At 70.5% G+C, this 12,077-nt stretch carries 6 protein-coding genes and 2 pseudogenes; 5 read left to right on the top strand and 3 right to left on the bottom strand.

The features are described from left to right. Positions 1–208: 208 nt before the first annotated feature. Positions 209–1,573 carry an MFS transporter gene (locus O7625_RS18470; RefSeq protein ID WP_348774021.1) on the bottom strand — a complete coding sequence of 455 codons (1,365 nt, stop codon included), beginning with the start codon at positions 1,571–1,573 and terminating at the stop codon, positions 209–211. 170 nt (positions 1,574–1,743) lie between these two features. On the opposite strand from O7625_RS18470, the gene O7625_RS18475 reads away from it, so the two are divergent. Then, positions 1,744–2,013: a WD40 repeat domain-containing protein gene (locus tag O7625_RS18475; protein WP_282347002.1), complete on the top strand. Its 270-nt coding sequence runs from the start codon at positions 1,744–1,746 to the stop codon at positions 2,011–2,013. 186 nt (positions 2,014–2,199) lie between these two features. Then, positions 2,200–3,408: a chitosanase gene (locus tag O7625_RS18480; RefSeq protein ID WP_348773956.1), complete on the top strand. Its 1,209-nt coding sequence runs from the start codon at positions 2,200–2,202 to the stop codon at positions 3,406–3,408. 54 nt (positions 3,409–3,462) lie between these two features. On the opposite strand, the gene O7625_RS18485 is transcribed toward O7625_RS18480, so the two are convergent. Further along, positions 3,463–5,808 (bottom strand): AbfB domain-containing protein, encoded by a 2,346-nt coding sequence (locus O7625_RS18485; RefSeq protein WP_282340175.1) that lies wholly within the window; start codon positions 5,806–5,808, stop codon positions 3,463–3,465. 937 nt (positions 5,809–6,745) lie between these two features. Between O7625_RS18485 and O7625_RS18490 the strand changes: the two are divergent. The 3 genes and pseudogenes from O7625_RS18490 to O7625_RS18500 all read left to right on the top strand — a co-directional run. Then, a pseudogene (locus tag O7625_RS18490) lies at positions 6,746–7,996 on the top strand (glycosyl hydrolase family 28 protein); the annotation flags it as partial. 72 nt (positions 7,997–8,068) lie between these two features. Continuing rightward, a pseudogene (locus O7625_RS18495) lies at positions 8,069–8,521 on the top strand (cellulose binding domain-containing protein); the annotation flags it as partial. Between the two features lie 548 nt (positions 8,522–9,069). Then, positions 9,070–10,476: an NAD(P)/FAD-dependent oxidoreductase gene (locus tag O7625_RS18500; protein WP_282340176.1), complete on the top strand. Its 1,407-nt coding sequence runs from the start codon at positions 9,070–9,072 to the stop codon at positions 10,474–10,476. A gap of 63 nt (positions 10,477–10,539) precedes the next feature. Here the strand turns inward: O7625_RS18500 and O7625_RS18505 are convergent, their stop codons facing one another. Beyond that, positions 10,540–11,805 (bottom strand): S8 family peptidase, encoded by a 1,266-nt coding sequence (locus tag O7625_RS18505; protein WP_282340177.1) that lies wholly within the window; start codon positions 11,803–11,805, stop codon positions 10,540–10,542. Between the last annotated feature and the right edge of the window lie 272 nt (positions 11,806–12,077).

The following is a 12,077-nucleotide window of genomic DNA, read 5'->3' on the forward strand; positions in this document are numbered from 1 at the left end:
TAATATGAAAAATATTACACCAGGTGGAGATGGGTGAATGTGGTGACGGACGTGCCTCCCGGGCCGGGTCAGGAATCCGACACCTGGTCGGCGGAGGTGTGGCCGAGGCTACCGGGAAAAGATAATCATGGGAATGGCGTCTTGGGTGATCCCGGGATTTTCGCCGAGCCGGCTGACGCCCGCCTATGCGGCGGGCGTCGTCCCCCGCTCACCCGGCGACGGTGTCGCCGGTCGGGTGCGCGGGTGCCGGTGGGGTGGACGCGGTACGTCGCGGACCCCGGGCCAGGACGTGGACGAAGAGGATCGTCATGACGGCGACTCCCGTCCACATGGCCTGTCGCCAGCCGTCGACGAACGACTCCTGAGCGGCCCGGACCAGGGCGGGCGCCTGCGGGCCGGCGGTGTCGGCGGCGTCCAGGGCGTTGGCGATGCCAGCGCGTGCGGTGTCGGCGGTGTCGGCGGGTACCGCGTCGAGGCGGGGGCCGATCGCGGTGCGGTAGCCGACGGCCAGGACCGCTCCGAGCAGGGCGACGCCGAGGGCGGTGCCGAACTCCCGGGTGACGTCGTTGAGTGCGGACGCGACGCCCTGCCGTTCGCGGGGCAGGGCGGAGGTGATGGCCTCCGTGGCGGGGGTCTGCGTCAGACCCATGCCGAGTCCCATGGCGAGCATGCCGGGCAGGATCGCCGGGTAGCCGCCGTCGACGGAGACGAGGGACGCCATCAACGCCAGGCCGGCACCGCCGAGCAGGACTCCCGCCGCCATCGTCGCCCGGGCTCCGGCACGGGCGGCCACCCGGGGGGCGAGGCCGGCGGCGAGCATCATCGTCGCCGCCATGGGCATGAGCGCGAGGGTGGCGCGCAGCCCGGACCAACCGAGGACGGCCTGGAAGTAGGGGAACAGCACGACGAAGATCCCGGCTTGGACACCGAACAGGGTCAGCAGCGCCAGCGAGCCGCTGGCGAGCCGCCGGTCGCGGAACAGGCGCACGTCGAGCAGGGGTGCCGCCCGGCGTAGTTCCCAGGCGACGAAACCGGCCGCGGCGACGACGCCGACGAGCAGGGCGGCCACGGTGACCGGTGCGGTCCAGCCGTGGACCGGACCCTCGTGCAGGACGTAGATGAGGGCGACCACGGCGAGCGCCGAGGCCAGCGAGCCGCCGAGGTCGAAGCGGTGCGGCGACTCCTCGCGGGAGTTGGGCACGGCGCGCAGGGCCGTGACGGTGGCCGCCGCCACGAGCACGACCGGCAGCAGGAACAGCCAGCGCCAGTTCGCCCAGTCGACGAGCACCGCGGACAGGTACATGCCGAGGATGCCGCCGCCGCCGGCGACGCCGGTCCAGACGCCGATGGCCTTGGAGCGTTCCTCGTCGGGGAAGGTCGAGGTGATGACGGCCAGGGTGACCGGCATGATCATCGCGGCGCCGACGCCGGAGAGCAGCCGGGCGGCGATCATCATCTCGGCCGAGGTGGCCAGGCCCGCCGCCGCACTCGCCAGGCCGAAGACCGCCAGGCCGGCGAGCAGGACGGGTCTGCGGCCCACCCGGTCGCCGAGGGCACCGAGCGGGAGCAGCAGCGCGGACCTGGCGCCGCTCCGGTGCCGAGCTACGGGACCACCGACTGCCCGGGCAGGCGGCGTTCAACGCGGCGGCGTTCAGCCCGGACGGCCGGCTCTTCGCCACCGGCGGCGAGGACCGGTCGGTCGTCTTCTGGGCCGTCGCCACCGCCGAGCCGGTCGCCGACCCGCTGACCCCGCACCTCAGGCGGGTGACCGCCGTCGCCTTCAGCCCGGACGGCGGGCTGCTGGCCAGCGCCGCCGACGACGGTACGGTCCGGCTCTGGGCCACCCCGGGCACCTGGGTACGTCAGGCGTGTGAGCTGGCCGGTCGGAACCTCAGCCAAGCGGAGTGGGACCGTCACGTCTCCGGCCGGTCGTACGTGCGCAGCTGTGCTGAGCAGCCAGCCGGCTACGGAGCCCCCGCGCAGGCCCCGGTCGCCGGCTACCCGTCGCCGTAGCGGACGATCACCGGGGGCCGCCGTCGCCTCCGCGCGCGGGCCGGCCCGGCGTCGATTGACAGCCGATGGGGGTGCTGCTATTTGTTAATACAGTTTACTGATTCTTGCGGTGCCCGCCGGGGCGCACGTCGCGTCCGGGTACCGACCGGCCGGCGGCCCGCCGCCCCTTCCCCGAGGAGCGCCCTGGTGCACAGAAGAACAGTCGCCTACGCCGTGGGCACCCTGCTGACCGGCGTCACCGCGGTCGGCTACGGCCTGCCGTCGGCCAGCGCCGCGACCGCCGGCCCGATCACCGGTCTGGCCGGGAAGTGCGTCGACGTGGCCGGCGCCAACCCGGCCAACGGCACCGCCGTGCAGCTCTACGACTGCAACGGCACGGCGGCCCAGACGTGGACGGTGGGCAACAGCGACGGCTCGATCCGCGCGCTCGGCAAGTGCCTCGACGTCACCGCCGCGTCGACCGCCGACGGCACCAGGATCCAGCTGTACGACTGCAACGGCACCGGCGCCCAGAAGTGGACCGCCGCCGGCGGTGGCGCCCTGGTCAACACCGCCTCGGGCAAGTGCCTCGACGTGACCGACCGGAGCACCGCCAACGGTGCCCGGCTCCAGATCTGGACCTGCGGCGGCACCACCAACCAGCAGTGGACCCTGCCCGGCGGCGGCACCCCCACCCCGACCGCCACCGCCCCGGCCGGCACCAACCTCGACGACCCGGCGAAGAAGGACGTCGCCATGCAGCTCGTCTCGGCGGCGGAGAACTCCTCGCTCGACTGGCGTGCCCAGTTCTCCTACATCGAGGACATCGGCGACGGGCGCGGCTACACCGCCGGCATCATCGGCTTCTGCTCCGGCACCGGCGACATGCTCGAACTCGTCCAGGCGTACACGAACACCAGGCCCGGCAACGTGCTGGCCGGCTACCTGCCGGCGCTGCGCGCGGTGAACGGCACCGCGTCGCACGCGGGCCTGGACCCGAACTACCCCCGCGACTGGCGCACCGCCGCCACCGACCCGGTGTTCCGGGCCGCCCAGGAGGCCGAACGGGACCGGGTCTACTTCAACCCGTCCGTGCGCGACGGGAAGAACGACGGGGTCCGGGCACTCGGCCAGTTCGCCTACTACGATGCGGCGGTCATGCACGGGTACGAGGGCATGCGCCAGATCCGCAGCCGCGCCCTCACCCGGGCGAAGCCCCCGGCGCAGGGCGGCAACGAGCGGACCTGGCTCAACGCCTTCCTCGACGAGCGGGTCATCGAGATGCGCAAGGAAGAGGCGCACTCCGACACCTCCCGTGTCGACACGGCGCAGCGGGTGTTCCTCGACAATGGCAACTTCGACCTGAACACGCCGCTGGTGTTCGCCGTCTACGGCGACCAGTTCCGCATCGGCTGAGCCGCCGGGGCGGTCCGGGACGCCGAGCGGTACCGGCGTCCCGGACCGCCCCGGTCACGGTGCCCAGGGTGTGGTGACGTTCCAGGTGCTGTCCGCGGCCCACAGCGCGGGGGAGTTCCACGCCGCGCCGCCCGTGCCGTTGCTCAGCCAGACCTGCGCGTCGTAGTGCCGCAGGTACCTGCCACGGAAGTTGTACGACTCCAGCGAGACCCCGCTTCCGCTCACCCCGACCCGGGCGCACCAGGTGGCGTCCGCGCGGAGCAGCGCCGAACCGTCGTTCGGCGAGTTGCGCACCCGCGACTCCTGGTGCCGGAGGAACTGCCCCGGGAAGTTGACCGACTCGAACGAGTAGCACGAAGCGTCGGCCAGCCCGGCCCGGACCGTGTACGTCGCGTCGTCCTTGAGCACCGCCGAGCTGTTCGCGTCCACGATCTCCGTGTAGGCGAGGCTGTCCCGGTGGCGCAGGAACCGGTTGGTGTATCCGGGGGTCGTCACCTGGAACGAGCGCCGGGTGTTCAGGGGCAGCGCCACCGGCGCGGAGCTGCCGACCGACCTCGACGCGGCGATGAGCGACAGGTTCGCGGCCCGCACCCGGGCCTGGTCCATCTTGACCACCTGCCGGTCGTAGGTGAGGAACCCGTTCAGCTCACCCTCCTGGTCGGTGATCTCGGTGTAGACCGAGGCGCTCAGCCCCTTGCCGAGCATCAGGTTCTGGGTGCCCTGCACCAGCCCGACGTAGCGGTCGGTCAGCGCGGTGGAGTTCGGCTGCCACTCGTAGGCGAAGAAGCTGCCGTTCGGGCTCCACTCGTGGCCGGGCGCCCGCAGGCCGAGGCCGCCGAACTCGCCGAGCACGGCGATCCGGCTGCTCGACGCTAGCGGGGAGTCCGGCCCCAGGTAGACGTGCCAGTCGTCGATGTCGCCGGTGCCGGGATCCCCCAACGACTGGCAGCAGTTGTGGCCGCTGTGCGCGTTGACCAGCCGGGTCGGGTCCTGGGTCTTGACGGCCTGGGCGACCCGGCGGGTGTCGGCCAGCGCCCGCTCCCCCCACCCCTCGTTGTAGACGGTGTAGACGACGACGGACGGCGAGCCGCGGTGCTCGTTCACGATCTCGCGGGCCTCGGTCTCGAGCTGCGCCTGCTGCGCGTCGGTCGCGTTGATGTCCTGCGCGGTCAGGGACGGGACGTCCTGCCACACCAACAGGCCGAGCCGGTCGGCGTGGTAGAACCAGCGCTGCGGTTCCACCTTGATGTGTTTGCGCACCATGTTGAAACCGAGGTCCTTGTGCTTCTGCAGGTCGAAGGCGAGCGCGGCGTCGGTGGGCGCGGTGTAGAGCCCGTCCGGCCAGAACCCCTGGTCCAGGGTGCCGGTCTGGAAGACGAAACGGCCGTTGAGCTTGGGCCGTAGCACACCGTTGACCACGCCGGTGCTGATCTCGCGCATGCCGAAGTAGTGGGTGGTCCGGTCTACCTGGCTGCTGGCGGCATTACGCAGGGTGATGCGCAGGTGGTAGAGGAACGGGTCGTCGGGCGACCAGCGGCGGGCGGCCGGCACGGGCACCGCGAACTCGGTGAAACCGCCGGTGGCCGAGCCGACCACGGTGGTGCCGTCGAGCGCCTCGGCCAGCACGCTGTGGCCGCTGACGTCCCCCCGGGTGGAGACCCGGACCCGGAGGGTGTCGTCGGCCAGCCGGGGAGTGAGGTCGACGCCGCTGATCGAGGCCGTCGGCACCGGTTCCAGCCACACCGTCTGCCAGATGCCCGAACTCGGGGTGTAGAAGATCCCGCCGGGCTGCTTGGTCTGCTTGCCGATCGGCGGCAGGCTGCCGTTCTGCCGGCTGTCCGTCGGATCCCACACCTTCACCACGATCTCGTTCGCGCCGCCGCGCAACGGCGCGGTGACGTCGAAGGTGAAGGCGTCGTAGCCGCCGGTGTGGCCGCCGACCGCCACGCCGTTGACCCAGACCGTGGTCTGCCAGTCGACCGCGCCGAAGTGGAGCAGCACCCGGCGTCCGCTCCAACTCGCGGGCACCGTCACGAGCCGGCGGTAGAACAGGTAGTTGCGGTTGTCACCGGCGGCGCGCTGCACCCCGGACAGGGCGCTCTCCACCGGGAACGGCACGTTGACCCGTTCGGGCAGGTCGGTGGCGAACTGCGGGGCGTCGTCGGTGGGGGACTGGCGGAGCTGCCACTCGCCGTTGAGGTTGAGCCAGTCCGCCCGGGTCATCTGCGGTCGCGGGTACTCCGGCAGCGGCGTGCCGGCGAGCGCCTGGGCGGTCCAGGGGGTGGTCAGCGGCGGGTTCTTGGCCGGTACGGCGTGTGCCGGTGCGGCGAGCAGGCCGGCGACCAGGGCGACGACGACCAGGAGGGGTGCGGCGAGGCGGACGGGAGCGGGACGTGTCATGCCGTCTCCAGGGGACGGGCCGTCAGGGCCGGGCTGCGCCGCTGGCGGCTGGCAGTGGGTGTCGGGCGGCCGATCGGGTCACGTCCGGTCCCCGGCCGGGCGGAGACGTCGATGGGAACTCCGGGAGCGGCCGGTGGGGTTCCCTGCGGTCCGTACCGACGTTATCGGACCCGGTGGGCCGACGCACGGATTCCCGGCCGTCGATGCGCGGTGGGGCAGTACGCCCTCCGTGGTGGGCGCCGGGTCGCGGCTCGGTGCCGGACCCGGACTGCTCGAAATTTTCAGGATCTAGAGCGATAGTTTCTGCTTCCCTGGGCGGATGTGATTGACGATTGTCCATGTCAGCGCGTAGCGTCACGGTGAAAGTTTTCTCTTGATGGAGGCCCAGCCTGGCCGGATGGTCCCCACGGCGAAGAAACACGGTGATGAACAGGGCGAAACAGAAAGGACCGCCGCGGACCACCGTCGTCACCGGGTGTCGTCGCGATGCCGGTCGCCCGGCTGACCGCCGCGGTCAGGCCCACCCCACCACCCGATCCACCCGACCGGCGGCAGTGCGGGCTCCACGGCACCCGGTCGGACAGTGGACCGGCACCGCCCGGTGAGCGGTCGCCCCGCGCCCGGGTGGGGCCTCCTCCGTCCCCTTCCGAGAAAGGTGCCCATGAAGAACAGACGTCTCGCGATCTGGGTCACGGTCGCGCTCCTCGCCCTCGGCGGTGTCGGGACGGGCGCCGTGCTGGCGCCGGTCTACGGTGCGCCCACGGCGGCCGGGGCCGACGCGCCCGGTCTGGCCGCCGGCGGCTGCGTCGCGGATCCCGCCCTGCGCGGCGCGACGAAGAGCCCGCTCTACACCGTCACGGCGGACGGCGCACCGCTGTTCGTCGAGAAGATGACCAAGTACGCCCCCGAGATGCAGGTGCACTACGCCCACTGCTCCATGGCGGGAGCGGGAACGGCGAACTTCTCCGTCACCGTGGCCGAAGGCTTCAGCTCGTACACCGTCAGCCCCAAGAGCCGGAAGCTCGCCGTCGCCCGCAGCGGCAACACCATCAGCTTCACCAGTGGCCCGAACTACCTGATCGTCCAGTTCGACACCAAGGAACTGCTGTTCGTCCTGATCGATGCGCCGGAGACGAACGCGCCCCAGATCGGGGACGCCAACGTCAAGAACCTGGCCGACTACGGCGTCGACAACACCGGGGCGACGCTGGTCACCGCCAAGATCCAGAGTGCCATCAACGCCGCTTCCGGGGCGGCCCGCAACGTCCTCTACGTGCCACCGGGCCGGTACCAGGTCGGTGAGCTGTGGATGCGGAGCAACATGACGTTGTACCTGGCCACCGGCGCGGTCCTCTACGGCTCGAACCAGAAGGCGGACTTCAACACCGGCAGCGGTGGGGTGAACATCGAGGGCATGCAGCACGCCTCGCTGCGGATGTACCAGGTGCGCAACGCCAAGCTGCTGGGCGGCGGGGTCATCGACGGGAACGGGAAGTACCTGCGGGCCCAGGGCATCAACCTGGCCGTGCTGAAGATCGAGGAAAGCTCCGACATCCTGGTCGACGGCGTCACCGTCCGTGACTCCAGCTACTGGAACACCCTGGTCTACCGCAGTGACCGGGTCACCATCAGGAACTACAAGCTGATCAACTGCCGGCCGAACTCGGGGTACAACAACACCGACGGCGTGGACTTCGACGAGTCGACCAACAGCCTGCTGTCGAACGCGTTCCTCTACACCGGCGACGACAACATGGCGACCAAGAACGAGTTCGCCAGCGGCATCGTCAACACCAGGAACGTCGTCCACGAGCACGTCGTCTGCTACAGCAACTCCGCCTGCGCGAAGATCGGCACCAAGACCGAGGGAACGTCGATGGACGGGATCGTCTTCCGCGACATCGACGTGGTGAAGGCGGGACGCTCGATGGTGATCGACGCGGTGGACACCGCCGTCGTGTCGAACACCCGATGGGAGGACATCAGAGTTGAACAGACCGACAGCCTGATCGACCTCCAGGAGGACCGCCCACCGTCCTGGCGCACGGTGAAGAACACCTCGACGATCCGCAACGCCTACTTCACCAACGTCTCCTCGGACGTGAAGAAGGTCGTCAACCTGCATGGACGCTCGTCGAGCGTCAACATCAGCGGCGTGCACTTCAGTAACTTCACCGTCCAGGGCCGGCCGGTCACCAGCCAGACCGACGCGGACGCGAGCTGGAACATCAACGCCTACGTCTCGAACATCACCTTCTCGACCACGCCGCCGCCGACCACGCCGCCGCCGACCACGCCGCCGCCGACCACGCCGCCGCCGCCGACGCCGCCGCCGCCGACCACGCCGCCGCCGACGACCCCACCGCCGACCACCACGCCGCCGCCGGGTCCGTCCGGTGCCTGCGAGGTGGGGTACACGATGAACTCCTGGAACGACGGTTTCACCGCCAGCATCCGTATCACCAACCGGGGCACCTCGGCGATCGACGGGTGGACCCTGGCGTTCACCCTGCCCGGCGGGCAGGCCCTCACCAACGGCTGGAACGCCACGTACACCGGCTCCAGCGGGCAGATCTCCGCCCGTAACGTCTCCTACAACGGGACTCTGGCACCGGGCGGGTCCACCGACATCGGCTTCCAGGCCACCCACAGTGGCAACACCGGCAGGCCCGACTCGTTCACCCTCAACGGCGTCGGCTGCACCCTCTCCTGACCCGGGCGTCGAACCGGCCGGTGTGACCGTCCCCGATCGCGGGGACGGTCACACCGGCCGTCCTGCTGGGCGGCGCTGTCGTCTCCCGAAGCGGCATCTGGCCGGGAGGTCGGGCAGGAGCGCCGTCCGGCTGCCGGCGGGACGTGCCGGTGCTTTACGGCGGCGCTGCACCCGGTGCGCGGCTCCTTCCGGGCATTGAGCTGGCGGAATCCCTGCGGTTCCCGGTCGAGGCGTGCGGCGACGCGGTTACCGAAGCCATATTCATGTACGATCGTCTATCGATGCCGTACGAGGATAGGGATCTTCCGGTGCTGCTTCGTTCGCAATCGAGTTCGTCTCATCCGGCGCACAAGTATCGACGTGGGATTACCACCGGGGCCGACGGTCCGCGCCACCCCTGATTCCGGCTGCGCCCGGATCGGTATTCCGTCGATGCCCGGATGGGCCGGCTTTCCCGGCTGGCCGGGCCGCAGTTCGACCTCGGAAAAGACGTCGTCGTCACCTTGTCGGCGACCCGCATACGGCCAGAACGGCAGGGTGGTAGTGGCATGAAGGTTCTCGTCATCGGTGGTGGCCCGGCTGGGAGCACCGCGGCAACGGCAATGGCCCAGGCCGGGCTCGACGTGCGGCTCATCGAGAGCGCCCACTTTCCGCGGTACCACGTGGGGGAGTCGCTCACGCCGTCGTGCCGGGTCGTGCTCGACGCGATCGGCCTGTCGAAGATCGTCGACGACTACGGCTTCGTCAAGAAGAACGGAGGCGTCATCCACTGGGACGACGACCAGTGGGCGTTCGACTGGTACCAGCAGGCCGGCGTGCAGTCATGGCAGGTGGACCGGAGCGAGTTCGACGCGCTGCTGCTGGAGCACGCCCGTCAGAACGGGGTCGCCGTCACCACCGGCGTCACCGGTCGGTCCGTCCGGTTCGCCGACGGTCGGCCGGTGGCCGTGGAGTGCTCGCCGGAGCACGGCGAGCCGTTCACCGTGGACGACTTCGACTTCCTGGTCGACGCCACCGGACGTAACGGGCTGCTCAGCGCCCGGCACTTCGGCAACCGTCAACCGCTGAGCAACCTGCGGAACGTCGGCATCTGGGGCTACTGGACGGGGGCCCGGCTGCTGCCGGAGACGCCGACCGGAGGCATCAACATCATCTCCTCGCCGGAGGGTTGGTACTGGGTCATCCCGATGGCCGGTGGGCGGATGAGCATCGGTTACGTCACCACCAAGGACGCCTTCGCGCGCGATCGTCACGTGCACCCGTCGTCGGACGAGCTGTACCGGCACCTGATCGCCGTCTCGCCCACCATCGCGGGCCTGACCGAGGGGGCGGAGTTCCTCGGCACCACCAGGGTCGAGACCGACTACTCCTACATCGCGGACCAGTTCTGCGGGCCAGGCTACGCGATCGTGGGTGACGCGGCGTGCTTCCTGGACCCGCTGCTGTCCACCGGCGTGCACCTCGCGCTCTACAGCGCCCTGACCGCCGCCGCCTGCGTCGCCTCGATGAACCGTGGCGAGGTCAGCGAAACGGAGGCGCTGAAGTTCTTCGAATTCGCCTACCGCCGCGCGTACATGCGGCTCTTCGCCCTGGTGACCATCATGTACGAGCGCTATCTGGGCAAGGACGGCTTCTTCCTGACCTCCGACCGGCTGATCGGCGAGGAGCAGCAGGTGCGGGCGGACGAGGATGTCTCCTCCCGCTCCTTCGCGGAGATCATCGGTGGGCTGTCCGACCTGCGGGAGGCGGCCGACTCGTCCACCCGGGTCATCACCGATCAGCTGCGGTCGGAGGCGTTGCGGGCGCAACTGCGGGCGGTGCAGGCACCGGGCTCCGAGGGGCCGGACTTCACCCCGGTCCGCGGCAACCCGCTCTCCGACGCGGAGTCGGCCGACTACCGCCTCGTCACCGGCCCGCGACTGGGCCTCGAACGGATCCGTGCGGTACGCCCCTGAGCCCGGCCGGGGTCGCCGCCCGCCGCTGCGGCGGCCCGGCCGGGTCGGGCCGCCGCAGGCCGGTCAGAGCGTCGGCGATCCGTAGAGCAGGCGGTTCGGCGAGCCGGCGCCGGGATTGGTCACCACGCCCGCAGTCGCGCTGTCGACCAGGAAGGCGTGCACTTGGGCCGGCGTCCAGCTGGGATTCCTGCCCCGCACCCGGGCGGCCATCCCGGCCACGTGCGCGGAGGCCTGGAGGGTGAGATTCAGGGACGTGGCGGCGGTGTCGGAGGCCGACGAGGCCGACACGATGTCCACACCGGGGGCGAAGAGGTCGACGCAGGGGCCGAAGTTGGAGTGGGCCGGCCGGGCGTCGTTCGACTGGACCGACGCGACGGTGAGGACGGCGGGCACCGAGCCGGGCGAGTCGAGGCAGGCGTCGTGGGTGGCGTCGCCGGCGGGTGTGGTGATCACGATGCCGTCGCCGACGGCGTTGGCGACCGCCGTGTTCAGTGCCATGCTGAATCCGCCGGCCAGGACGAAGTCTCCGACGGCGGGTGGGCCCCACGGCGTGTGGTCGGCGACCACCCAGTCGACGGCGCCGATCAGCGCGCTGAGAGTGCCGTTGCAGCTGGGCAGGCCGACCGAGACCAGCGTGACGTCCTTGGCCACCCCGTACGTGGTGCCGCCGATGATGCCGGCCACGTGCGTGCCGAGCGATGTGAAGCAGTTCATGGCGTAGCCGTGGTAGGCTTGGCCGCCGAATTCCTGGTGGGTGGTGCGGATCCCGGGGCCGATGACGTAGACCCGGACTCCGGTGCCCTTGCTCACGAAGTTGTAGGTGGTGTCGAGACCGACGGGCGCGTCGATCCGGTCCAGGTTCCAGGGCGCGTCCGGCTGGGCGATGGTCGTCCGGGCCGGCGTCTCGGGGACGTCGACGGTCTGGTTCTGCTCCACGTAGGCCACCGCCGGATCGGCGGCGAGTCGCCGGGCGACCGACGCCGAGGTGCGTACCGAGAAGCCGTTGAGGGCGTCGTCCCACACCTGGTCCGGCACGGTGCCGAACCGACCGGCCAGGATCCGGGCCGTGCCGGTCACCGCGGACTGCCGGCTACCTGCGGGGCCACCGACCGCACCGTCCTTCAGCACCACGATGTACTCACCCGGTACCGCGGTCGCCCTGCCGGCCCCGAGGATGGGGCCGACGGCACCCGGCATCGCCGTCGAGCCGGCGGCCGAGGCCGCCGGCTGGGCGACCGTGACGGCGGCCAGCAGGGCGGCGACGAGGGCGACGACCGTACGATCACATTGACGTGAACGAATCACCATGGCTCTGTTCCGCAATTTCATCAACAGCTCCTTCCGTGTCATGGCGACAGGGCACCGAAAACATCGCACCGGCCCGTTCGCTGTTCGGGACTCTACCGCCAATAGCGCAATTAACGATGCTCATCGATTGAATGGGGCGTTCTTCCCGGCGGTTTTGGCAATGGCTGAAAGAATTCGATCCCGATGTATCAGAGGGGCCGTGCCGCGACTCGTCCACGATCGGCGCCCAGTGGCCCGGGGGTCCGTCATCCGGCGGTGCCGGCCGGGCTGCCGTCGTCCCCTGGGTGAATGAG

The organism is Micromonospora sp. WMMD714 (assembly GCF_029581315.1).
In the GTDB taxonomy this organism is placed as follows: domain Bacteria; phylum Actinomycetota; class Actinomycetes; order Mycobacteriales; family Micromonosporaceae; genus Micromonospora; species Micromonospora rifamycinica.

Coding starts and splice junctions, on each gene's coding strand:
- O7625_RS18500 (WP_282340176.1), top strand. CDS start 9,070: ATGAAGGTTCTCGTCATCGGTGGTGGCCCGGCTGGGAGCACCGCGGCA.
- O7625_RS18485 (WP_282340175.1), bottom strand. CDS start 5,808: ATGACACGTCCCGCTCCCGTCCGCCTCGCCGCACCCCTCCTGGTCGTC.
- O7625_RS18505 (WP_282340177.1), bottom strand. CDS start 11,805: ATGAAATTGCGGAACAGAGCCATGGTGATTCGTTCACGTCAATGTGAT.